The 23,331-nt window shown below is 38.9% G+C and carries 19 protein-coding genes; 9 read left to right on the top strand and 10 right to left on the bottom strand.

Annotation, left to right across the window (positions count from 1 at the left end; genetic code table 11):
* Positions 1-555 precede the first annotated feature (555 nt).
* From HMPREF9078_RS11230 to HMPREF9078_RS11215, 4 genes are read left to right on the top strand one after another with little or no spacing between them, the layout of a single operon-like run.
* On the top strand, positions 556-1,077 hold the full coding sequence (locus tag HMPREF9078_RS11230; RefSeq protein WP_009420781.1) for a DUF3127 domain-containing protein: 522 nt from the start codon (positions 556-558) through the stop codon (positions 1,075-1,077).
* A gap of 3 nt (positions 1,078-1,080) precedes the next feature.
* The gene (gene aat / locus HMPREF9078_RS11225; RefSeq protein WP_009420780.1) at positions 1,081-1,749 is read left to right on the top strand and encodes a leucyl/phenylalanyl-tRNA--protein transferase; all 669 of its coding nucleotides are present in this window, start codon (positions 1,081-1,083) and stop codon (positions 1,747-1,749) included.
* A 5-nt stretch (positions 1,750-1,754) separates the two neighbouring features.
* The gene (locus tag HMPREF9078_RS11220; RefSeq protein WP_009420779.1) at positions 1,755-2,546 is read left to right on the top strand and encodes a glycoside hydrolase family 16 protein; all 792 of its coding nucleotides are present in this window, start codon (positions 1,755-1,757) and stop codon (positions 2,544-2,546) included.
* Between the two features lie 13 nt (positions 2,547-2,559).
* A complete protein-coding gene (locus HMPREF9078_RS11215) occupies positions 2,560-3,072 on the top strand; it encodes an AAA family ATPase (protein WP_009420778.1) in 513 nt (170 codons plus the stop codon).
* Positions 3,073-3,127: 55 nt separating this feature from the next.
* On the opposite strand, the gene HMPREF9078_RS11210 is transcribed toward HMPREF9078_RS11215, so the two are convergent.
* Both HMPREF9078_RS11210 and HMPREF9078_RS11205 read right to left on the bottom strand, forming a co-directional pair.
* A complete protein-coding gene (locus HMPREF9078_RS11210; protein ID WP_048746231.1) occupies positions 3,128-4,330 on the bottom strand; it encodes a Bcr/CflA family multidrug efflux MFS transporter in 1,203 nt (400 codons plus the stop codon).
* Positions 4,331-4,514: 184 nt separating this feature from the next.
* Positions 4,515-6,998 carry a zinc-dependent metalloprotease gene (locus HMPREF9078_RS11205; RefSeq protein WP_009420777.1) on the bottom strand — a complete coding sequence of 828 codons (2,484 nt, stop codon included), beginning with the start codon at positions 6,996-6,998 and terminating at the stop codon, positions 4,515-4,517.
* 796 nt (positions 6,999-7,794) lie between these two features.
* On the opposite strand from HMPREF9078_RS11205, the gene pheS reads away from it, so the two are divergent.
* The 4 genes from pheS (at position 7,795) to HMPREF9078_RS11185 (ending at position 12,050) form a co-directional block, all read left to right on the top strand.
* Positions 7,795-8,817 carry a phenylalanine--tRNA ligase subunit alpha gene (pheS, locus tag HMPREF9078_RS11200; protein WP_009420775.1) on the top strand — a complete coding sequence of 341 codons (1,023 nt, stop codon included), beginning with the start codon at positions 7,795-7,797 and terminating at the stop codon, positions 8,815-8,817.
* Between the two features lie 414 nt (positions 8,818-9,231).
* Positions 9,232-10,143: an ABC transporter ATP-binding protein gene (locus tag HMPREF9078_RS11195; RefSeq protein WP_009420773.1), complete on the top strand. Its 912-nt coding sequence runs from the start codon at positions 9,232-9,234 to the stop codon at positions 10,141-10,143.
* A gap of 62 nt (positions 10,144-10,205) precedes the next feature.
* On the top strand, positions 10,206-10,817 hold the full coding sequence (locus tag HMPREF9078_RS11190) for a PASTA domain-containing protein (RefSeq protein WP_002673909.1): 612 nt from the start codon (positions 10,206-10,208) through the stop codon (positions 10,815-10,817).
* Between the two features lie 174 nt (positions 10,818-10,991).
* The gene (locus HMPREF9078_RS11185; RefSeq protein WP_009420772.1) at positions 10,992-12,050 is read left to right on the top strand and encodes an RluA family pseudouridine synthase; all 1,059 of its coding nucleotides are present in this window, start codon (positions 10,992-10,994) and stop codon (positions 12,048-12,050) included.
* Positions 12,051-12,067: 17 nt separating this feature from the next.
* On the opposite strand, the gene HMPREF9078_RS11180 is transcribed toward HMPREF9078_RS11185, so the two are convergent.
* The 6 genes from HMPREF9078_RS11180 to HMPREF9078_RS11155 form a co-directional block, all read right to left on the bottom strand.
* Positions 12,068-13,384, bottom strand: a complete 1,317-nt coding sequence (locus HMPREF9078_RS11180) for an HlyD family efflux transporter periplasmic adaptor subunit (RefSeq protein ID WP_009420771.1) — start codon at positions 13,382-13,384, stop codon at positions 12,068-12,070.
* Positions 13,385-13,494: 110 nt separating this feature from the next.
* Positions 13,495-15,015 (bottom strand): nucleotidyltransferase domain-containing protein, encoded by a 1,521-nt coding sequence (locus tag HMPREF9078_RS11175; protein WP_157453580.1) that lies wholly within the window; start codon positions 15,013-15,015, stop codon positions 13,495-13,497.
* Between the two features lie 48 nt (positions 15,016-15,063).
* Entirely contained in the window at positions 15,064-15,510 is a 447-nt protein-coding gene (locus tag HMPREF9078_RS11170; protein ID WP_198142754.1) for a hypothetical protein, read from the bottom strand.
* A 125-nt stretch (positions 15,511-15,635) separates the two neighbouring features.
* On the bottom strand, positions 15,636-16,280 hold the full coding sequence (locus tag HMPREF9078_RS11165) for a hypothetical protein (RefSeq protein ID WP_009420768.1): 645 nt from the start codon (positions 16,278-16,280) through the stop codon (positions 15,636-15,638).
* Positions 16,262-16,879: a hypothetical protein gene (locus tag HMPREF9078_RS11160; protein ID WP_009420767.1), complete on the bottom strand. Its 618-nt coding sequence runs from the start codon at positions 16,877-16,879 to the stop codon at positions 16,262-16,264. The genes HMPREF9078_RS11165 and HMPREF9078_RS11160 overlap by 19 nt, the downstream gene beginning before the upstream one ends.
* Positions 16,880-16,887: 8 nt before the next feature.
* Entirely contained in the window at positions 16,888-17,718 is an 831-nt protein-coding gene (locus HMPREF9078_RS11155; RefSeq protein ID WP_034543622.1) for a C39 family peptidase, read from the bottom strand.
* Positions 17,719-17,836: 118 nt separating this feature from the next.
* Between HMPREF9078_RS11155 and HMPREF9078_RS12350 the strand changes: the two genes are divergently transcribed.
* Complete coding sequence (locus HMPREF9078_RS12350) at positions 17,837-17,953, top strand: cysteine peptidase family C39 domain-containing protein (RefSeq protein ID WP_009420765.1); 117 nt, start codon at positions 17,837-17,839, stop codon at positions 17,951-17,953.
* A 268-nt stretch (positions 17,954-18,221) separates the two neighbouring features.
* Here the strand turns inward: HMPREF9078_RS12350 and HMPREF9078_RS11150 are convergent, their stop codons facing one another.
* Positions 18,222-19,976, bottom strand: a complete 1,755-nt coding sequence (locus HMPREF9078_RS11150) for a TonB-dependent receptor (RefSeq protein ID WP_034543621.1) — start codon at positions 19,974-19,976, stop codon at positions 18,222-18,224.
* 98 nt (positions 19,977-20,074) lie between these two features.
* The gene (locus tag HMPREF9078_RS11145) at positions 20,075-23,080 is read right to left on the bottom strand and encodes a tetratricopeptide repeat protein (RefSeq protein ID WP_009420763.1); all 3,006 of its coding nucleotides are present in this window, start codon (positions 23,078-23,080) and stop codon (positions 20,075-20,077) included.
* Positions 23,081-23,331: the final 251 nt, after the last annotated feature.

The raw sequence follows: 23,331 nt of genomic DNA, 5'->3' as shown, positions 1-23,331 counted from the left end.
ATTCGGAGACTTCTCCCAAGGAGAGGGGGAATGTGGAGACGGGGAAGATGAAAATAATGTGGTGAAAATGTCTCCCTTCTCACATACCCAGCTGTTGCTGGCTACCTTCAAAGGGGGAATGTAGTGACGGAAAAAGCAAAAAAATGACGAGTGACGAGTGACGAATGGCGAGAGGGCGAATGACTGGAAAGAGAGAATGTAGCGAGAGAAAACAGAAGGGTGAAGGGGGGAATGATAGAGTTTTCTTTTATGTATCTTGTATATTTTACAAAATTCATTATTTTTGCGGTTCGAAGAGTGCGGATAAAATACAAAAAATATTGGCTAAATATATCAACTGTCCGTCGTTAGATGTTACTAAATACAACACCAAAACGAAAGAAGGAATGATACAGTTGGTAGATGATTATACAAAGACTTGTAAATAGAATGTTTTTGGGCAAAAAGTAAAATGTTTTGTAATATTTTAGGGTATAAGTATTGCCGATAACTAAAAAAATAGTATCTTTGCCCTTGTAAATATTATCAGAATAAGCAATAAAAAGGAATACCAATATGGAAATTCAAGGACAAATTATAAAGATTAGCCCTACACAGACCGTAGGACAAAACGGCTTTCAACGCCGTGATGTGGTGATTTCTACTGAGGAACAATACCCCCAGTATATCCCATTTGACTTTGTACAAGAAAAATGTGTACTTCTCGACAACTTTCAGGTAGGGCAATTGGTACGCATCAGTTTCAATATTCGCGGTCGTGAATGGGTAAACCCACAAGGTGAAACTAAATATATTGTGAACTTACAAGGATGGCGTATTGAAAATGCTGAGGTGGCACAAGGAGCCTATCCCCCTCCGCAAGGGCAATATCCACCACAGGGGCAACCAGCTTATCCGCCACAAGGATATGCACAACCACAATATCAGCAAGCGCCTCCGCAATATCAGCAAGCCCCACCACAATACCAACAAACGCCCCCTCAGTATCCGCCACAAGCCCCTCAACAGGCTTTTAGTGCACCAGACCCCGCACAGGGAGCTTCTGCCCCTACTGAGGAAGACGATTTGCCATTCTAAAGAATGATATACTTAACGAACGATAAAACATCTTTTCCTTCCCCCGATACGGCTTCGGAGGAAGGAATTGTTGCTTTAGGAGGGAACCTTACCCCTGAACGACTTATTGAGGCGTATTCGGAGGGTATTTTTCCGTGGTATAACGAAGGAGAGCCGGTAGTCTGGTGGTGTCCTGACCCGCGTTTTGTACTTTTTCGCGAGAAATTGCATATCAGCAAGCATATGCGTAAGATGCTACGCGAAGCACCTTATCGTGTTACTTATAACCGTTGTTTTACTGAGGTGATGCGACAGTGCGCTACTGTTCCGCGTAAAGACCAAGGCGGCACGTGGATTCACCCCGAACTGATAGAAGCCTATACAGGCTTGCATAAAAGAGGGATAGCGCACTCGGTAGAGGTATGGGAAGGAGATGTGCTCATAGGAGGTTTATACGGGCTAAAAATGGGCAAAATCTTTTGTGGGGAGAGTATGTTTAGCAAGCGCAATAATGCGTCAGAATACGGTTTTATCACCTACCTGCAAGCACACCCCGATATAGCATTGGTAGATTGCCAAATATACAGCGAGTATTTAGAGCGTTTGGGAGCAGAGGAAATACCTCGCAAAGAGTTTTTAGCCCTTTTAGGTAAGGCATATGAAGAAAGAGAAAATGAAAAGATAATAACTTAAACTGTATGAATATGAAACCTTTTACATTATTACTATTTACGTTGGCTCTTATGAGCTGGGGTTGTTCAAAGAAAGAGGAGGTTAATGAGAAACCTTGGAAATTGGTATGGGAAGATAATTTCGATAGGGGAGATATTTTCTCGACAGGTGTATGGACAAAAATGAACCGTTGGGGAGACAACTGTTGCAACACAATGAGCAGTGACCCGAATTTGTTTGAGATAAAGGACGGGAAGATGATTCTGTTAGGGGTGACCAATAAAGATTTAAAAAAAGACCCTTCGCCTTACCTTACTGCGGGTGTTTGGACTAAAGAAAAGAAGTTTTTCCAAAAAGGGAAGATAGAAGTACGCTGTAAGTTAGAAGGCACGCAAGGAGCGTGGCCTGCTATATGGTTGGTTACCAAAGATACTAAATGGCCTGAAGAAGGAGGAGAGATAGACCTTATAGAACGCTTAAATTACGACCCTTTTGTGTATCAGACTGTGCATTCGCCGTTTACACATAAAAAGAAAGCAGGACCAAAAAGCTCTACTTCTTTCCCTATTAATCCTGATGACTACAACACTTATGCAGTGGATTTTGAAGGAGATGTGATACGGTTTTACGTAAACGGACTGCCTTCATTTGTCTATTCGCGTATGCCTGGTAAGGAGAGTGAAAAGCAATTCCCGTTTGATTTGCCTTTCTTTTTGATTATTGATATGCAACTGGGAGGTGAATGGGTAGGCGAAGTAAAGCCGTTTGATAAACCCGTGAGAATGTATATTGATTGGGTGCGGTTTTATCAGAGGTAAACGAGGTATAAAAATGATTGTTATAATTACTGGAGCTTCACACACAGGTAAGACTTTTTTAGCTCAAAAGCTATTAGAAAAATATAAATACCCATATCTATCAATAGATCACTTAAAAATGGGATTAATTCGCAGTGGTTATACTAAACTTACCTTAGAAAATGATAAAGCACTTACAGATTATATGTGGCCTATTATTCGTGAAATGATTAAAACAGCCATAGAAAACAAACAAAATCTTATCATTGAAGGAGCATATATTCCTTTTGACTGGGAAAAAGATTTTACAAAAAAATATCTCGATGATATTAAATGTTATTGTCTTGTAATGAGTGAAAACTATATTAAAACCCACTTTAAGGATATAAAGAAATATGCAAATGTCATAGAAAAGCGTTTAGATGATGATTGGTGTACAATCGAAAGTGTTTTAGATGATAATGCACAGTTTTTAGCCCTTGCAAAGAAATACAATACTAATTTTATACTGATTGATGATAGATATAAGGTAAATATCGAGCTATGATGAACTATAAAATTTTTGTTTTGGAGAGTCTTAAAGAAGCAGAGAAACGGTATAGTTATTTGCTAATGGTGCGACGGGCGACTAACAGCAAGTAGCTGAGGGCGCCTACTCCTATGCATATTGCCATTGCAAATACCATTGGGCGCTCGGAGGTGATAGCGAAAAGCGAGAGCACTGCCCCTACTACTGAACCGATACCAAAACGCAACATTCCTGTGAGGGAATTGGCGGTACCCGCTACTTCGGGATACATATCCAAAATGGCGGCATTGGCACTGCTGGATACTACCGATACTAAACCTACAAACATTGAAACTCCTGCCACTGTAGCCCATAATCCCAAATGGAAAATACCACATATCACAAGCCACGCTCCTGCAATGAGTTGGATAGTAAGCCCCAAACGCAAGGATTTTTCTACACCTATTTTGGTGACGAATTTGCCATTGAGTGAGGTTGCCGTCATCATTACAATTACATTGAGAAGGAAAAAATACCCAAAGTGTTGAGGGGCTACCCCAAAGAGTTTGGTGTACACAATAGAGCCCGTGGTGATAAAGCAAAACATTCCTGAATAGGAAAGCGAATTGCAGAAAATATATCCCAATACCTTTTTGTTGCTGAGGAGCTTGCCGTAAATGCGTAAGGTGTTGCCTATTTTCAAAGGAACACGCTTGAACTTAGGAAGCGTTTCAGGGATTTTATAACTCACTAAGAGCGCCGCCAAGAGTCCTAAAACCATCAGCACGTAGAAGATGATATGCCAATGAAACCAGTCGGTGAGGTGACCACCCAGTACGGGGGCGATAAGCGGGGCAATCATTGTGACAATCATAATCATCGACATTTGGCGGGCGAACTCATTTTTAGCGAAAAGGTCGCGCAAGAGGGCACCCGTAACTACCGCCGGCGATGCTCCAAAAAAGCCTTGTACAAAGCGCAGTATATAAAAGTGATGGATATGGTGGATTTGCGTAATCACTAACGACACCAATGCTGAGGTGATAATCCCGATAAGAATGATAGGTTTGCGCCCATAACTATCGGAAAGAGGCCCCCAGAAGAGTTGCCCAAAAGCAAACCCAAGGGTAAAGAGCGCTAAGGTTTGAGAAATCATCTCTTCGGATACGTTCAAATCGTTAGCAATCTTCACAAAGGCAGGGAGGTACATATCGATAGCCAGCGGGGTGAGCATCGATAGGAGTCCCATAATGAGGATAAACAGTAGGTCAGGTTTGGGTTCGTGTTGTTGTTGCATTATCAGTTTCTTGAAATTAGAAAAAAGAAGTGTAGCTTGCACTACAGAATTGAACAAAAAATTTTGAAAAAATAAAAGATAAGACTACGTCTTAGAAATCTTACAAATATAAAAACAAATCGAACAAGCCATAGCACGGCAGACATTTAAATGATTTGTTTAATTTTTCTTCCGAAGGGAGACTCTATTTTTTAGGGTCTTTAATACGTTCTATTTCCTTTATAATTTCTTGGTAGTGTAGATGGTTAATAGATGAAGCAGGTTCTTTGGCGAGAGCTTGTTTGGCAAAAGCCTCAATCATATCCAAATGCTGCAAGGCAAAGAGTCGCACATCGGATACTTGCTGTATGCTCGCAGCTTTACTGTTTTTAGCGTCGGCAGGTGCATTGATGAGCCTATCGATTTGAGAGAGGTACAAGCGTTCGATACCACGGCGATAAGTGTTTTGGCGCGCATCGGGGCTGTTGAGGGGTTTCCATACCGCTTTGAATACATCTTGCAGATATTCGTTTAACGGATAAGGATTTTTGGAGGTGAGCGATTGATTATAAAGGTTGTAGAGGGTTTGCTCTCCTAAAAGTACACTCAAGGTAAGGTTTTGCATACTGATGATGTTCTTATCGGGGGTTGCTCCTGTTTTCTCTACTATTTCCTGAGGATATAACCACAAAGGCGCTTCAAAAAGTTCTTTATCTAAATAGTTTATAGCTTCTTTTACCTTCTCTTTGGGCACTTCTTTATAGACTTCTTTCTCACCGATGATGCCTACATATCTATTGCCAATGTGTTTGAGCACGTGCTTCAAATAGCGGAAATACTGCATATAGGCAGCGGTTTGCATTTCGTCGAGATGTTCGTATTTGTCGTTAGGCTGTTTAGTCCATTCAGGGAGGTGTTGCACGATATAGCGGAGGTTTTTCAATCCGTAGGTATTGGCTTTCATTACGTTGTCCGAAAGGTCTTCAGTTTGTGCGCGAGGGTCTTCATCTTTGCCTTCCCCTCCGAACCACAATCGCGGATTGGCTTTGAGTTTTTGGGTAACCATTTCGGCAAGCGCCTCTTGTTCAGCATACTCGTCTTTGTATTTGTTGCCGTAATAGCGATATCCCCATTCGATTGCCCATTTGTCGTAGATACCTATGCGCGGATAGAGTCCTTTGCTGCTGATATTGTCTTCGGGCTGTGCCACATAGTTAAAACGCGCATAGTCCATAATAGAAGCAGTATGCCCATTGGCTTCAACCCATTTTTTGTCGCGGAGTTTTTCGACAGGCGTTTGACTGCTGGCGCCCATATTGTGGCGCAAACCTAAGCAGTGACCTATTTCGTGAGAGGAGACAAAGCGCACGAGGTCGCCCATTAGTTCCTCGTTGAACTCCATAGTACGAGCGCGTTTATCGACAGCGCCTGCCTGAATCATATACCACTGATTGAGGAGTTTCATCACGTTGTGATACCAGCCCACGTGGCATTCTATAATTTCACCACTGCGAGGGTCGGCGATGTTAGGACCGTAGGCGTTACTTTTTTCGGAAGGGAGGTAGCGAATTACGTTGAAGCGTGCATCTTCTAAACTCATTGAAGGGTCGTTAGGCCAAGGTTTTGCGACAATAGCCTCTTTGAATCCCGCTTGTTCGAAAGCAACATTCCAATCGTTTACACCCAAAATGAGGTATTTTTGCCATTGTTTAGGCGTAGCAGGGTCGATATAGAACACGATTTGCTTTTTGGGGCGTACTAACTGACCGCTGAGATATTTTTTGACGTCTTCTTTGCGAGGTTCTAAGCGGAAACGGTGTATGTAATATTCAGTTTCGGTGCGTTGTTGCTGGTCGCTGAACTTGATGTATCGGGTAGCGAAAAAGCCTACGCGAGGGTCGAAGAGGCGTTTTTGCATAGGTGTTTTGGGCAGGAGCACCATAGAGATATTCAGTTCTAAGGTAATAGCCCCCACCTTGTTTGCCGAAGGAATGGTACTGGGTGAAGCGTTGAACGTTTTGAGGGTATTGACTTCTACGTTGATAGGATAAGGACGTATATCGTCTACAAAAGAACGATCGGTAGCGATAGCGCCTATTTTCATTTGGGTTTTTGTATTCGAAGAGAAAGAGGTAACGCTGTTGTCTTGCTTGAAGAAATCGGTGATGTCAATGAGCTGTGCTTTGGTTTTGGGGTTGCGCCCGATAACGGTGAACGATGCCACCACAGGATTTGCACTCGAATTGGCTAGTGCCACCGAGATATTATCGTCGGTGCCGGCTTCTTGCAGATTTAGAAACGAGCGCAAGAGGAGTGTTTTTTCGCCTTTCTGCTCGAAATAGACGGTTTGTTCATTCACTTTTTCGCCTGCATAGAGTCCGAAGTTATGAGGAGCCGCTTTGAGTCGCGTTACGCATAGGAAATAGCGATTGAGGAGGGAATCGGGGACTTCAAAGTACCATTTATCCTCAATCTTGCGGATCGTAAAGAGTCCGTTGCGCTCAATACCCTTTTTTTTGATGAGTTTAGCGTACTCTTCGGCGCGCTTTTGTTCGGGAGTCTTTTCAGGTTTTTCAGTTGTTTTGGTTTTAGTAGTATCTTTAGTAATAGTATCTTTCACAGCAGGTATTTTCTGCGCGAAAATCATTGTTGTAAATGATAGAAAAAGTATAAGTAAGTGTTTTTTCATTATTAGGTGTCAGGGATTAGACTTGTTAGACACGTCTGATCTGAGAGTATTTGATTTTGGGGTGCAAAAGTAGAAAATAATTAGGAAATTAGCAAATGAGAGAATGAGGAAATGAGAGAATGAGAGAATTAGGAAATGAGAGAATGAGAAAATGAGAAAATTTGGAAATGAGAAAATGAGGAGGTAACTTTTTAGAACATCAACTTTGCCAAAGTTTCAAACTTTGGCAAAGTGTATACCCCTAAAAGTGACACATCTGAGACATCGGAAGGAAACGGAGAAGAACGGAAGAGAGCTGAGAAGAATTTTGATGAAAAAAGGCTATGAGAGGGTGGGGTTAGCTTATAGAGAGCTTATAGGAAGCGGGTGGGGTTAGCTTATAGAGAGCTTATAGGAAGCTTATACGAATCTTGGACGATTGGTATAGAAAGAGTATATAAGTAGTTGATTCATACTGTGATACAACAACGTTAAAAAATGTTTAAAAACGGGGTTTCGAGGCGAAAGAAAGAGAAAAGGCATTAGGCCTTAGGCCATAGGTGCTAGGGGGGAGTATGACGGAAAAGGGAAGTAATGACGAATGAACGAGAGACGAATGACGAGGAGCGAGTGACGAAAAAGGGGGAATGTGGCGACGAAAAAGGGGAATTAGGAAATGAGAGAATTAGAAAATGAGAGAATTGGCAGATGAGAGAATTAGCAAATTAAAAAATTAGTAGATTGGTAAATTTGCTAAATGGAAAATTATTTATACTTTTGCGTCTTGGGAAAAACAAAAGAGAAATCGTATTACTGTATGATTATTGATAAAATAAAAGAGCATATTGCTAAGATAGAAGATTTTAGCGCGAAAACTAAGGAAGAACTTGAACAATTCCGCATTCAGTACCTCGGTAAAAAAGGGGTGCTCAACGACTTTTTTACCGCTTTTAAAGAAGTGCCTAAGGAGGAGAAAAAGACTTTTGGGCAGGTAGTGAATGAGCTCAAACAAAAAGTAGAAGCCAAAGTACAAGAATGGCGCGACCGCTTGGAAGAACACAGTGAAAGCAAAGGTATATACGGCGATTTGAGTCGTCCTGCGACCCCTTCGCCTATCGGGGCACGCCACCCTATTTCGATAGTTAAAAACGAAATTGTGAATATCTTTGCCAATATAGGTTTTAACGTATCGGACGGACCTGAGATAGAAGACGACTGGCATAACTTTACTGCCCTCAATCTTCCTGAATATCACCCTGCTCGTGATATGCAGGACACGTTTTTTATACAAACTAATCCGGATATTCTCTTACGTACCCATACCAGCTCGGTGCAAATACGCTATATGGAGGGACATCAGCCACCTATACGGACGATTTCGCCGGGTAGAGTATTCCGCAACGAAGCTATTTCGGCACGTTCACACTGTTTGTTCCACCAAGTAGAAGGCTTATATATAGATAAAAACGTATCGTTTGCTGACCTGAAACAAACTTTGTTGTACTTTACTAAGGAGATGTTCGGCAAGTCGCGTATACGTTTGCGTCCGTCGTACTTCCCTTTTACCGAGCCGAGTGCTGAGGTAGACATTTATTGGGGACTCAATAACGAGGTGGATTACCGCATTACCAAAGGTACTGGTTGGTTGGAAATTATGGGTTGTGGTATGACTGACCCTAATGTACTTAAAAACTGTGGTTTTGATAGTGAGGTATACAGTGGTTTTGCCTTCGGTATGGGCGTTGAACGCATCGCAATGCTTTTGTACCAAATAGGGGATATACGTATGTTCTATGAGAACGATATGCGTTTCTTAGAACAGTTTAAAAGTGCGCTCTAAGTGCGGATAAAAGATAAAAGATAAAAGGTAAAAGGTAAAAGGTGCGAGCCGCACGGGCGGATAGAAGATAAAAGGTAAAAGGTAAAAGGTAAAAGGTAAAAAGGGCGAGCCAAAGCTAGCGAGGGTTCACAGCTGGATATGTGGAGGCTGATTAATTAGGAAATGGGAAAATGAGGAAATGGGAAAATGAGGAAATGAGGAAATGAGGAAATGAGAAAATGAGGAAATGAGGAAATGAGGAAATGAGAAAATGAGGAAATGAGGAAATGGGGAAATGAGGAAATGGGGAAATGGGGAAATGGGAAAATGGGGAGGTGTGAATCCTTAGGGTACAGGAAAACTTTGCCGAAGTGTGAGAAGCAATATACGAATTGCATAATTTGCAAAGCGCGAATATTTACATATGAATAAACAATGCTAAACCTTAAAAATATATTCTTTGCTTATGAAGGGCAAGACCCTATACTGCAAGACATTTCTTTTGAGCTGGCGCAAGGTGAGCACCTTTCGCTGATGGGAGAAAGTGGTTGTGGCAAGAGCACCTTGCTGAAAGCTATTTATGGTCTTATTGATGTGCAAGAAGGTACTATACACTTCAACAACGAGCGCGTAAGGGGGCCTTCTTGGCAGTTAGTGCCTGGGTTTAAAACGATGAAATACCTTGCACAGGACTTTGGGTTAGGCCCTTATCACACAGTAGCTGAAAATGTAGGGAAGTTTATATCTAACCTCGATTTAACCTATAAAAAAGAGCGCGTAATGGAGTTGCTCACCTTGGTGGGAATGGAACGTTTTGCGCCCCTAAAAGCACTGAATCTCAGCGGTGGTGAGAAACAGCGTGTGGCATTGGCAATGGCATTGGCACAAGAACCTCAATTGTTATTGCTTGACGAACCTTTTAGTCAGGTGGATAATTTTAGAAAGAACGAACTACAACGCACTCTCTTCACCTATTTGAAAGAGCAAAACATTAGCTGTATAGTGGCTACTCACGACGGTAAAGATGCGCTTTCTTACTCCGATAAAACCCTTATTATGCGCGACGGGAAGCTATTGTTTTTTAACAATACGCTTTCGGTTTATTTCCAAAATACCGATTATTACACCGCTTCTTTGTTTGGAGAAGTGAGTTGGCATAACGGCAAACTCTTCAAACCCCAACAGATTATCATTACTGCAACCTCTGATTGGGAAGCTACTGTACAATACTGTTATTTTCAAGGAGCACAATACCTTATAGAAGCTACTTCGGTAGAAGGGAAAGTGTACTTCTACAACGATACCCCCATAGAGAAAGGGGAGAAGGTGTGGTTGAGGATATTGTAGGGGGCTGTATTGTCCTTTTCAAAAATATTTGTACCTTTGCACCATAACAATACTTGCAAAGTATGGAAAAGATTAAAGAATTCTTAAAAAACTCAGGAAAGAAACTAGCTTGGCAATTTGCTTTTGCCATAGTGGCGTGTATTATATTAGTTTGGTGTGTATTGCAACTCTTGCGCATCTATACGGCGCACGGAGAGTACATTACAGTACCTAATTTGAGCAAGAAAACACTTACCGAAGTAGGGGTGATATTAGATAAGCAACAATTGCGTTATGAGGTGTTGGATTCTACTGAATACGACCCTAAATACCCTCCTCTATCGGTAATCAGTCAGACGCCTGAGGCTACCGAGAGAGTAAAGAAGAACCGCAAAATATACCTTAACATCAATCCGTCGGGCTATCATAAAGTAACAGTGCCTAAGGTGATACAAGTAACGCGCCGGAATGCAGTGGCTACCTTGCAATCGGTAGGGCTTGCCATCGGTAGGGTTACTTATGTGAACAATATTGGGAAAGATATGGTATTGGAGATGCAACACGACGGTAAACCCGTACAACCTGGCGATAAGCTTATTAAAACCTCACGTATAGACCTTGTGTGTGGCAACGGCTTAGAGGCTCGGGATACTATCCCTACCGAAATACCTATTGAAGAACTGATGGGGGACTAGTGCGAGCTGCACGGGCAGTCGTAGCACGACGGGCGGTGTGAGCCACACTAGCAAGTGTGAGTCGCACGGGCAAGTGTGAGCAATGCAGACTATTATAAATTTAAACTTTGTTAAGGGGCGTAGCACGCACGCTATTAGAAACTTTGGCAAAGTTTGTGGTGCAAATGTAAGGTAATGCGTGATATAGACGAGATAGAAGATTTAGACGATTTAGAACCAGACGGAGAGGGATCTCCTTCTCTTTACGAGCATTACTCCTTTACGGCGGGCAAAGGGCAAGAACCTTTGCGCGTGGATAAATTCTTGATGAACTTTGTAGAGAACGCCACCCGCAACAAGGTGCAACAGGCAGCCAAGCAGGGTAATATTTTTGTGAATGGCGAGCCCGTAAAGTCTAATCATCGTGTGAAAGCTAACGACGAAGTAAAGGTACTTTTTCCTCACCCTCCTCACGAGGATTTATTGGTGCCCGAGAATATTCCTTTAAACATAGTATACGAAGACGATAGCCTTTTGGTGGTAAATAAACCTGCTGGTATGGTGGTACACCCTGGTCACGGCAACTACAGCGGAACGCTCATCAACGCATTGGTATATCATTTTGAGAACTTGCCTAACAACAGTAGCAATCGTCCTGGGTTGGTACATCGTATCGATAAGGATACTAGTGGACTTTTAGTAGTAGCGAAAACCGAAGAGGCAATGTTACATCTTACTCAACAGTTTTTTAATAAAACTACTCAGCGCGAATATATAGCCCTTGTATGGGGTAATATAGAAGAAGACGAAGGAACGGTGTGTGGTCATATTGGGCGACACTTAAAAGACCGCCTGCAAATGGACGTCTTCCCCGATGGTTCTCACGGTAAAGAGGCAGTAACCCATTACAAGGTGTTAGAGCGTTTTGGTTATGTAACACTCATTTCTTGCAAGTTAGAAACAGGGCGTACGCACCAGATAAGAGTACATTTAAAGCACATAGGGCATACCCTTTTCAACGATGAACGTTATGGGGGCGACAAGATTCTGAAAGGAACAACTTTTGCCAAATACAAGCAGTTTGTAGAGAATTGCTTTGCGGTATTACCTCGCCAAGCCTTGCACGCTAAAACCTTAGGTTTTGAACACCCGATTACTCACAAGTATCTTAGCTTTGATAGTGAACTTCCTAATGATATGCAACAATGTATAGAGAAATGGAGGAATTATAAGAAGTCGATGGTAAGTGATTAGCTATATAGTTTACTCTTTTATTTTTCTATTACATATTTTAGATTGTCAAAGAGTCGTTGGATAAGACGGCGGTCTTTGGTGATGATTTCTGCTGTACCAGAAGTTGCTTTATCAGTTTTAATATACTCTCCATAATTAGTTTTTAGTCCTTCATTAAATTGTACAAGTACTAAATAAACCTCCATTTCTCCTTGTGTAGTTTTTTCTTCTTTTTTACTCATTGAGATGGAAATAACAGTTCCTCGTACTGAGCCATATTCTAAATAAGGGAAATCATCTAATTTTACAACTACTTCTTGTCCTACTTTTACTTTACCTGCTCCTAGGGTAGGTAAAAGCATCTGTCCTAAACTCTTTTCTTGCGTAGGTATTACCGAAAAAACTTCTGTACCTGCAGTTACATATTGGTTTTCTGTCCAAAAGTTAAGAGTTTGTACTTTACCTTTTATAGGAGATTTGATAATATATAGATGTTCCCATTTATTTATTTCTTCCATAAGTTTATTATAGGAGGTAATAATATTAGTTTTTAAATCATTATATTTAATTGCTTTTTGTGTAGTAAGTTCTTTTATGGTATTGGTAGTTTGCTTAGTTTGTTTTTCCATAGAGGCAAAATTTTCTTTATCGGAGGTTATATTATTTTTAGTTTGTAAGAGCGTCATATTCGATTTGTCCATATCGGCTTCAGCAACTGTTTGAGAAGAAAATAATAAGGAGTCTCTGCGGTGTATTTTTTTAGCAAAGATATAGTAGTTTTCATCAATTGCTAATCGTTCTTGAAAAATATGTAACTCTCGTAGTTGTTTTTGATAGATATGCTGTAGATTATTTATCTGTACATCATAAAGTTTTTCAGTTTCATAGAGATATAATTGTTCTACATTGGATAAAAAGTCATAGTATGAGACGGTAAGTTCTCCTAAGGTAATTTTATTAGGTAGCTTCTTCAAAACATCAGTATATTGAGGAGAGGTTAAAAAATCTGACAAATTGTTTTTTATTTTTATGATTGTATCGTAAGAAACCGTGTTTTGGATATAAGCAATAGGCTCATTTTCCTTTACGTCTGACAGGAATTTATCAGAAAATAAGTGTATTTTTCCGGAGCTATTGGCAACTAACTTTATTTCTTTGGCTGTACTATTAATGGTAATTTTTCCTACAATAATATCCGGATATTTCACTATGAAACCAAAGAAAAAGAATGCGACAACTATAAAGATGATGATATAGGAGGTATATCTACCAAATTTATGGGGCATCCTGTCTATAATATCTTGTACTTCCTCAGTACGCTGATGTTTGTAGTATATGTTGGTATCTGTTTCCATTATGTATATTTTAGTTTCTTCTTAATTTATCTGATTTATATTATATAGGGATTACTTTTTTCGAATGCAAAAGTATATAATGACTGTTTAAACTTTAAAAGGGGTTGGAATTACTCTATCTGTAAAGCAATATAAGGCAAGTAAGCCTTGAATTTTGGTTCGATAAACAAAATACTATAGCAGTAATCTAATACATTTTTACAAAAGCAAAATTTCTTTTTCTTAGTTTCATCAAAGTCAGGTGTTATCAAGAAAGTTTTATATAGAGGGATCACTCTGTTATCTATCCTAGCTAATGCCTCAGATAGTATATGATAGCTTTTATCGATTTTTAAGGTTGATTTTAAGTATTGCTTTTGTTTTTGAAATATACTGTTGTATTTTTTCAGAATTGTACTTTTTTCAATAGTAGTTTCTGGAGCTTTATTTATAAGAATATCATCAACACAATACATTATCCAGCAATCTATTAAATATTTGAGAAAGGAAAGATACTCTTCTTTGCTCATCTTTTCTATCTTTCTAAGAGTTATTAGTAGGTTTAATCCTTTTAGGATTTTAAAATTCTCATTTTCCAAGTTATGAAAAGCTTCTTTTGATAGCATTTCAAAGAAAGGAAGTAGTTTTTGGTAGTTTTCTAAAGAATTAAAGCAAGTTTGAGGATAGAAATAGTGTATGTCTATCAATTGTTCATCAGGGAATTTATTTAGTAGTTTTTGAAGCTGAGATTTGTTAAAATCTTCTATTATCAAGTACAAAAAGCCATCAGTTGATGATATAAAATGGTAAGCATTTATAGAGTGAGTTTTAAGAAAGGGGACTATAGCTAAAATGATTTCAGCACATTCTTTTTGATGAAGTACTTTTGAAACTTGTATTACTAGCATTTTCTCAGAAAAAGCAAACTTTTGGAAGTTTAACTCTTGTATAAACTTTCCTCCTGTAGAATCTAAAAGCTCTTTGGTGATAGTTATCAGTTTATCTTTATCTCCCTTTTCAAAAAACTTTTGAGTAGCTATTTGAAGCTCTTCAAAAAAAGTAGGAGCTACCTTCCTTAAAAACTCTGATTTTGTTTTACCAGTACCTCCCCACTGACGGAGCAAACGAAGTTTAAACTCAGCTAAAACATCTATCAAGAGTAATGCTACAAAGAAAATGCGTTTGGTGTCTTTTACTCCCTCTATATCTAATAAGTAAGAAGTGATTTTTGATCTATATTTTTCATCTTCATCTTTTGAGAGAGGAGTACTCCCATTTTCTTTTAGTGCTGTAGTATATTCTTTGAGATGTTTTAAAAAATGATGAGGGTCTAACAAAATAAATCCTTTAGAAATCATATCAATATACACTCCTTTGTTAGAGAGAAAATCTTCATAAAGGGTGTATTCAATGCTTTCTACCGAGAAAATGATAAGTTGTAAAGTAATACCTTTGTAATTGAGAGTTTTAATAATTTTTTGTATTCTCTCAGTAGTAAAGATGATAACATCTACATCCGAATAGATCGTTTCTTTACCTTCAGCATAACTTCCCGTTATAAGGGTAGCGTACTGATGAGAATAATTTTCGGTGATATATTCTTTTACAAGATTAATAATTTTTGGATTCATAAATGTTAGTTTTAAAAACAAAAGCTATCATTTTTCTTGATAGCTTTTGTAGTGTTTTACTTTAAATTATTATTTGCCTAAATAGTCTTTTAAGAATTCGTAATAATCCCTGTACTTCTTATCAATAACACCCATTTTTTGAAATACACAAAACTGTTTCTGTAAAAAATCCATAGGATAAGCTGTATTAATTGATTTTTCCAATAAATCAGTAAGTACTTCTTTAGCTTTTCTCTCGTCCAAATATCTCTCTATAGTGTAATTAATACTGAGAGGAAAAATCACTTTCCTCTCAGTATAAAAAATAGAAATACCATTCACATTCTTAGTCTCTTTACTCCCAAAATCAAAAGCTTTTTCCTCATTCTCAGCAAGTGTTTTTATTTCCTGAATGATGAGGTTAATTTTTCTTTTAGAGACTTTGTGTTCTCTTAAAGTCTTCTCAAGCATTTGTAAAGATTTCTCAAAATAACCAAACATAGAGACAATACAAATATCTTTCTCTATATTTTGCATAATAATATCGAAATATTGTGTGTTGTAAAAGCGAGCTCCTATTCCAAAGTTTTCGCAGTCGTAAACACTTTCTTGGGCTTGAGAGAAAATAGGAATTGAGAAAAAGAACACTCCTATACTGATAATTACTTTCCTATACTGCATTTACCTAAATAATCTTTTAAAAAAGCTCGATAATCCTTAAAGCTCCTATCAATGGTACCATACCCTTCTATCAAAGTATCTGCTCTTTGATAAAAGCAGAAATTATCTTCCAAATAGCTAACGGCACACTTACAATTAAAATTCTTCTCCAACAAGTCTTCTATCACTTCTTTTGCTTTTTCTTTACTTAAATACTTCTCTATAACTCGATTCAAAGAAATTTTAACCGTTAGAGGATCTACTTGTGTGAAATTAGTAAAATCAAAATGATTGAAAATAGATATTAACTCCGAGTTTTGAGGTTCCATTAAACCATACTCTTGAAGTTTTTTACCAGACCATCCAGTCATTTTTCTAATTTGCTTAATAATCTGTTCTCTTTCCTTCTGAGCTACACCATAACTCTCCAACTGACTATTAAGCACTTCTAATGATTTATCAAAATAACCATATACCGAATATATCTCAAAGTCTTTTTTAATAGTTCTGAGCCTTATAGTCAATTGTTGCCCTGTGTACGTCTGTCCTACTCTGAAATTTTCACAATCAAAAGGGTGCTCTTGTGCAAATAAAGAGATAGAAAACAACAATAAATACAAAAAGATTACTAATTTCCTATACTGCATTTACCTAAATAGTCTTTTAAAAAAGCTTCATAATTCTTAAAACTCTTATCAATGGTACCATACCCTTCTATCACAGCTCCTTTTCGTTGATAAATACAAAAAGTATTATCTAAAAACGATACTCCGCAACTACTGTTAGCCTCTTCTGCTAAAAGAGCTTCTATCACTTTTTTGGCTTGCTTCTCACTTAGGTACTTTTCTATAACCTGAGTTAAAGGTAATATGGAAGTCAAAGGGTCAAAAGTTGTGATATTAGTAATGTCAGTATTACTGTATATAGAAATAAGTTCAGCATTTTTAGTTGGGGTACGGTCTACTTCTAAAACTTTTTCTCCATCCCAATGACTCATTTCTTTTATCTGGTTAATAATTTTCTTTCTTTTTGCAGAAGATACCCCATAACCTTTTAATTGAAAATTTAGCACAGCTAACGATTTATCAAAATAACCAAATTGCGAATAAATCACAAAATTCTTTTTGATAGTTCTTAGCCTTATATTCAAATGTTGTTCTGTATATCTTGGTCCTATTCTATTTTCACAATCAACAGAACTTTTGTCTTGTGAAAATGAAGAGATAGAGAACAACAAAAAAGACATAAAAATTACTAATTTCCTATACCACATCCTTTCCACCAATCTTCATTATTTCTGTATTTCCTTGTTTTTTTATCATCCTGCATCCCCTCAATCTCCACTAAATTTTTAAACATAGTAGGATCATAGTTAACATTCCTCATTCCCCCGGTAGCTAATGGATCGGCTAAAGTGATTTGATTAGTACTTGGATCATACCCTACAATCACCACTGCGTGTCCATTGTTAGACCCTTCAGAGGAATAATTCATCAAAATAGGGTGCTCTTTGCTAAGTGAATTTTTTATTTGCTCTAAGTTCCCATATTCAAGAAGATTATTCTTGAAAAAAGTATCACATATACGATACATTTCAACATCTGTAATACCTAAAGGTTCTCTTCTATTAGGGTCAAAATAGAATTGACGAATAGCCTTTTCTTTACTATCTATCCCTATTGATTCTGCAAAATCACTTTTGTTTATTCCTTTTTTGTCTCCTCCATAAAATTTAGAGAGAAATTCAAAAGCAAGCATTCCACATTCCCCTGTACTTCCTACTTGTGGGCACATACCAGGTAAGTTCTTCAATTTTAGTGGAGGACCTGGTTCTGGAGGGGTTTCTTCGGGGGTATAACCTCCGCCGGCACCACCATAATTATCATAATCCTCATAGCCAGGACTAAAATCGTTAGGGAATAAGCCTCCCCCTCCTCCGATAGGAGAGCCATATACAGTGACCTCGTCTAAATCGTGGATATAATCGAACCATCCACCTCCTACACAACTTTGAGCCTCTTGCTCTTTGAGAGCTTCCATCTCTTCCTCTAATTGAGAAAAAGATAATGTTTGAATACTTTTCATTTTATTTGAAATTTTATGGAAAACACCGCAAAGGTAACTCATAAAAAAGTAACCACCAAATATTTTGCATATTTAAAATATTCAATACTTTTATCTTCAGAATAAAACTAATGAATATATGAAGTTTAAAACCTTCCCTATTGATAGACAAATGAATATGATGGACTGCGGAGTAGCCTGCTTGAAAATGATTTGCAAATACTACTCTCTTCAGTTGTGTGAGTCCTCAACGTAACCAATCCGCAAAGCCGACCAAATAGTGGTAATGCAAGACGGAACTGTGGTAGAAATAGGCAATCACGAAGTATTAATGCAATTAGGAGGACGTTACAGTCAGCTTGTAAAATCACAATTAGACATCAATACATAACTTATTCCTCACTAGTTTCATCTGCCTGTATAACTCTCTCTTGTCTCCTGTATTACAACTACGAAGAAAATAATAAAAACAGCGGTATGAATGCTTTATTCATACCGCTGTTTGTTTTGTTAGTATATAATTGTTACTTGTTACTTAGGCTAAACAGATAACGTACTCCTGCAAAGGCTTGTACGCCTTGTGAAGGATAATACAACCATTTTTTATAGTGCTCACTGGTGAGGTTGTTGGCTTTTAAGAATACTTGCCAATGTTTGTTGAAAGTGTAATCGGCGTGGAAATTGATATCAAAATAACCTTCCAAAGAGAGCTTATCAGGAATAGGATTTGCAACAGTTACGTAATCGAGGTCGTAACGTTTTCCTATATAAAAGAAGTCGAATCCAGCAAATAGATTGGGTAATATTCTAAAATCAGTGAAGAGAGATACTCGTGTGCTGGGCAAGTTCCAAGCGGTTTTATTTTTCTGTACACGGGCGTTATAGTTATTATATCTTCCTTCAAAGGTAAAAGAGAAAACATCTTTTATATTTCCTCCGATAGAAGCTAAAAGCTCCATATCGTTTACTTCGTCGTACACTAACTTAAAAGAGTTGTTATATTGATAAGGCAATATTTCGGTGGCGATAGTAGGTGTCTCGGAATTGGTAGTAAACAGAGGCATCTCTTTGTATTGGCGATAGCTTCCTTGTATGCGATAAAGCAAATCGGAAGTTACTTTTCCTTTAAGGGCTACAAAAGCATCGGCTTGCACATTGGTAGGCTTAATTTCCTGCATAGGTGAGAGAAAAGGATTCTCTTTGGTGAGTTTCTCTACTGTGTTTTGTTGCATAATACCGCGTATACCTGCGTGCAAAATAGCATCGGCAGTTAGCGGATAAGAAGCCTCTACATCGGGATAAGCTTTAAACTTGCTTTCATCGGACTGGTTCGCATCTACATACATCAAAGCAACGCCTAATTTTAAATCCAAATTCTCAATAGACAAATGATAAGAAGGATTTACCCCAAAGAGCGTCCAACGATTGTTAAGCTCGTTTACTGAGTTATTTTGACGGGTAAAACTACCATTGTAATAATCGAGAATTACATTGGTACGAACTTTTTGGTCATCGGTAAGAGGAATTTCGAAGGTGGGTTGTGCTTTTACATTCAATTCTTTACTATCGAAATGGTCGTAGAGCCCACGTACGCTGAAATCAAGTCCTTTAAAGTAAGGATTAGACCATTGGAGGTAACCTCCTACACCATAATCGAAATAGGTTTGGTGTACGTCATCTACTTTCCCAATCAACTGTTGTCTTGTATAAGAAGCGGGACGAATGCCATACCAGTTGTGCAAACGGCGACCTATATCGGCAGTGAGCCCCCAGAGAACATCTTGGTTCTGAAAATCATAACGCAACTCAGCCGATGAGAGCGCATAATAGGTATCGGTGTATACCTCGTCCATATCATCATTGGCTGAGATGTGATTCAGTAAGAAAGAAGCGTTACTGTTATCAGTTACAGGGAGAGTGATATTGGCATCGGCATAAAAGGTATTGAGCATACCGAAACCTCCACCGAAATAAGAATCTAAATAGTCTTCGCGAATGACTTTTGGTTTCACCGAAGCTGCTTTGCCTTTTTCGGGAACAAAAGTAGAGGCTACCGGTACCGAATAGATGGTATAGTTGATTTGCTTTTTCTTAACGGTAAGCGAATCTTTTACGTTTGCATCTTCACGCTTTTTGTCGGCGTCGGCAATCGTAGGAGCATATGATTTTACCACATCTACCACTTTAGTAGAGAGGCTGTCTTTACGGCTTTGAGCGACTGCCATTGTTGAGGCAGAGAACAAAAGCATTGTTAGAATATATGTGATGTGTTTGTTCATTTGTTTAGAAATTAGGGTTTAGGAGGGAGATTCAACTTTGCCAAAGGTGCGAACCGCACAGGCAAACTTTGGCAAAGTGTATACCACAATATTAACCATTATTTTACTGATGAATTACTTTTAGCGGCTTCGGCTTTTACTACTGCGAGTTCTTTTTTGGCTTCGGCTACTATTTCAGGAAACTCTTTAAAGTTTTTAATTACACTTTCTAAGACGTAAGAGGCTTGATAAGCGTCTTTGAGTCCGTAGAAGTTTTTAGCCATTACGATAAGGCTCTTAGCAGCGAACTCTTTGTGTCCGCCATAGTCTTTAGCAATCTTTTGAACTACGTCATTAGAGGCTTTGTAGTTACCGTCTTTATTCTTAAAATAAGCATCGTAATACAAGGCTTCGGCAGCGAGGCTACCCGTAGCGGTTTTCTGTACCTCTTGGTAATATTTGCGAGCTTGGGTTTCATTTCCTGCTTGACTATAAGCACGAGCCAACACTATATAAGCATCGTTCTTGATACGTGTATCGATAGATTTTTCTTCTAATACCTTATTGGCATATTCAATAGCTTTATCGTACAGTTTTTCGTTATAGCACACGCGCATTAGGTTGCTTTGTGCATAAGTTTTGTTCTGTGCGATAGTAGCGGTTCGTTCGAGGTCTTCGAGATAAGGTTTAGCTTTTAGGTAGCTACCTGCTTCAAGAAGGATTTGACACACACGAGTGAGCGATTGCTCGCCGTATTCATTAGAACCGCTTTTGGTTACATTTTCGTAATGTGTAAGTGCTTTAGCCTTTTGTCCACTATTGAAATACATTTGTCCTAAGTAAAACTCGGCATTGGTGCGACGCATACCATTAGGGAACTCTTTAAGGTATTTTTCAAAACCTGAAATAGCCTCTTTGGTATTGTTTTGCATATATTGTCGTTCGGCAGCTTCATAAGTAGCTCCTTCGAGTTCGAGGTCGGTTACCTCTACATATCCTAATCCTTTAGCCCACGATGCGTATTCGTTTACGTTACCCATATCTACATAGATGAGTTTTGCGGAAGCTACCGCTTGTGAGGCTTCATTGGTATTAGGATAGTCTTTTGCAATAGTTTGGAAAAGCGTTAAGGCTTTTTGGTTTTCGTTCCTATTATAATATACTAAACCTTCGCGGAGCATTGCACGAGGTACGAGCACATTGCCTTTATACTCTTTGGCGAGTTGCTGATAGTACTGTAATCCTTTTTGGGTATTTCCTTTGGTTACATAAGCATTTCCTAATTCAAACAAAGCGTTAGGGCGCAGATTAGAGCTTTTGTAGTTCTTAACGAAACGCTCTAAGTCTTCAATTTTGCTATTGAGGCGGTCTACGAACCCATAACTAATAGCCTTTTGGTAGGCGGCATAATCTTGGTCAGAAGATTTAGCTTCGATGAGTTTGTTATACCCTTCCATTGCAGGCCAGTATTTACCTGTTACGAAGTAAGAATCGGCGAGACGGAGTATAGCGTCGTGCTTCCAACTACTGTTCTTAGGGTTTTGTTTGAGGTACTTCTCGAAATTAGCGATAGCACCTGCATAGTTTTTTTGATTGAAATTAGCATAAGCTAAACCGTAGAAGCCTTTGGCATACTCTTCGGTTTTAGGTGCTGATGAATTATGGAGAAACTGAGTAAAATAGGATTCGGCACCTTTGTAATCTTTCAGCTGATAAGCAGTTTCACCAGCCCAATAGGTAGCACGAGCGGCAAGCGCAGAATTACCACCGATGGCTTTCTGCAAATATTTTAACGCCTCGTTGTATTGCAATTCATTAAAAAGCTCTAACCCGCGATAGAAGGCTACTTTTTTATAGGTTTCTTTGTCCTTAGGGTCGTTAGACTTTTCGAGCAGACTGATAGCGGCTTGATAGTTACCAGATGAAATATAAGAGTCGACTAAGAGCGACTGTATTTCGTCTTTATGGTCGTTAGGATAAGCCGAAGCGTATGCTTGTAGCACATTGGGGACACTCTCGTAAGGGTTACCGATTTCATAACTGAGGCGGGCGTAGTTCAGATGAGCATCTTTTTTAATTTGCTTATCGAAATCCATTTGAGAGGCATTGCGGAAAGCGTTGAGTGCTTCTTGCTTTTGGTTGGTTTTCAAATAGCATTCGGCTAAATGATAATACGCATTTTGAGCGACGCTATCGTTTCCACCTACGATTTTGTTGAACTGCTCGATAGCTGCTTTATAGTCGTTATTTTTGTAATAAGCGTACCCCATATAGTAATAATCGGTATTGGAGAACCTACCTTTTTTACCTTTATAGTTTTGTAAGTAAGGGATTGCTTCTTTGTATTTCTTGAGGTTGAAGTAGCTTTCGCCTATAATCTTATTGAGCTCAGATACTTCTTGAGCATTTTTGGTTTTAGCGAGCTGTTTCTGTCCTTCGGTGATAGCTTCTTGATAAAGAGCTTGTTTGAAGTACATATTGGCTTGGAAGTAAGACACGTTTTTGGTGAGTGAAGCATCTTCTTCTTGTACCTCGCGGAAGTAGCTTTCAGCCTTAGAGTAATCGTCTTTATCATAAGCGATATATCCTAAGTAATACTTGGCATTGGCACCGTATTCTTTGGTGTTTTGCACCGACTCGAAATAAGGTTTAGACTCGGCTTGTTTGCCGGTTTGGAAGAGGCAAAAACCTTTTTGGAAGTTGTATTTAGCTTTATCGCTACTGCTTATGCTTTGGTCGTCGATAGCTTCGTACCAAGCGAGCGCATCTTCGTAGTTGCCCTGCTGATAATAGATGTTAGCCATTTGCAAATAGGCTTCGGAGCTCAGAGGAGAGTCGGGGTGATTGACGATAAAGTTATTCACCAGCGCATCGGCTCCGTCTTGATTGAGGATAGCGGCAATAGTGGCTACGTAGTATTCACTTTGGGTTTGGATAGCTCTATCGGGATTGGAGGTTTGTTCTTTTCGGAACAAGTTCTGGGCAGGCTGATAGAGCTTGCGATTGTAGAGTTCCACTGCCTTTCGGTATTGGCTTTGTGGATGGGTAATCATTTCAGTTTCTTGTGCCCATAACAGAGGGCTAAACGCCATCAGTGAGAGCACTGAAAAAAGTGTTTTTTTCATAATGTTTTAATAATTAGATGTTAGGATATGAGGAATAGATGGGGCAAAGATAAGAAATAATTATGAAATACGAATAAAAAGGGGAGAAATATTTGTGTGAAGGGGAAGCAGGCCTTAGGCAATAGGAGGGGGAAGCGACAAGCGGGAGGAGAATTAGAAAATGAGAGAATTAGGAAATGAGAAAATTAGAGAATTAGGAAATGAGGAAATAGGGATTGTTTGTCACGTCCTAAAAAAGGTTGTCATAATTA

Origin of the sequence: Capnocytophaga sp. oral taxon 380 str. F0488, from assembly GCF_000318255.2 — a bacterium.
Lineage (GTDB): Bacteria > Bacteroidota > Bacteroidia > Flavobacteriales > Flavobacteriaceae > Capnocytophaga > Capnocytophaga ochracea.
This window is presented reverse-complemented; position numbering and strand designations above follow the sequence as displayed.

What these genes read in the sequence shown, in the direction of transcription:
- HMPREF9078_RS11230 (WP_009420781.1), top strand. Translation starts at nt 556, where the DNA reads ATGGAAATTCAAGGACAAATTATAAAGATTAGCCCTACACAGACCGTA.
- aat (WP_009420780.1), top strand. Translation starts at nt 1,081, where the DNA reads ATGATATACTTAACGAACGATAAAACATCTTTTCCTTCCCCCGATACG.
- HMPREF9078_RS11220 (WP_009420779.1), top strand. Translation starts at nt 1,755, where the DNA reads ATGAATATGAAACCTTTTACATTATTACTATTTACGTTGGCTCTTATG.
- HMPREF9078_RS11215 (WP_009420778.1), top strand. Translation starts at nt 2,560, where the DNA reads ATGATTGTTATAATTACTGGAGCTTCACACACAGGTAAGACTTTTTTA.
- HMPREF9078_RS11210 (WP_048746231.1), bottom strand. Translation starts at nt 4,330, where the DNA reads ATGCAACAACAACACGAACCCAAACCTGACCTACTGTTTATCCTCATT.
- HMPREF9078_RS11205 (WP_009420777.1), bottom strand. Translation starts at nt 6,998, where the DNA reads ATGAAAAAACACTTACTTATACTTTTTCTATCATTTACAACAATGATT.
- pheS (WP_009420775.1), top strand. Translation starts at nt 7,795, where the DNA reads ATGATTATTGATAAAATAAAAGAGCATATTGCTAAGATAGAAGATTTT.
- HMPREF9078_RS11195 (WP_009420773.1), top strand. Translation starts at nt 9,232, where the DNA reads ATGCTAAACCTTAAAAATATATTCTTTGCTTATGAAGGGCAAGACCCT.
- HMPREF9078_RS11190 (WP_002673909.1), top strand. Translation starts at nt 10,206, where the DNA reads ATGGAAAAGATTAAAGAATTCTTAAAAAACTCAGGAAAGAAACTAGCT.
- HMPREF9078_RS11185 (WP_009420772.1), top strand. Translation starts at nt 10,992, where the DNA reads ATGCGTGATATAGACGAGATAGAAGATTTAGACGATTTAGAACCAGAC.
- HMPREF9078_RS11180 (WP_009420771.1), bottom strand. Translation starts at nt 13,384, where the DNA reads ATGGAAACAGATACCAACATATACTACAAACATCAGCGTACTGAGGAA.
- HMPREF9078_RS11170 (WP_198142754.1), bottom strand. Translation starts at nt 15,510, where the DNA reads ATGCAAAATATAGAGAAAGATATTTGTATTGTCTCTATGTTTGGTTAT.
- HMPREF9078_RS11165 (WP_009420768.1), bottom strand. Translation starts at nt 16,280, where the DNA reads ATGCAGTATAGGAAATTAGTAATCTTTTTGTATTTATTGTTGTTTTCT.
- HMPREF9078_RS11160 (WP_009420767.1), bottom strand. Translation starts at nt 16,879, where the DNA reads ATGTCTTTTTTGTTGTTCTCTATCTCTTCATTTTCACAAGACAAAAGT.
- HMPREF9078_RS11155 (WP_034543622.1), bottom strand. Translation starts at nt 17,718, where the DNA reads ATGAAAAGTATTCAAACATTATCTTTTTCTCAATTAGAGGAAGAGATG.
- HMPREF9078_RS12350 (WP_009420765.1), top strand. Translation starts at nt 17,837, where the DNA reads ATGAAGTTTAAAACCTTCCCTATTGATAGACAAATGAATATGATGGAC.
- HMPREF9078_RS11150 (WP_034543621.1), bottom strand. Translation starts at nt 19,976, where the DNA reads ATGAACAAACACATCACATATATTCTAACAATGCTTTTGTTCTCTGCC.
- HMPREF9078_RS11145 (WP_009420763.1), bottom strand. Translation starts at nt 23,080, where the DNA reads ATGAAAAAAACACTTTTTTCAGTGCTCTCACTGATGGCGTTTAGCCCT.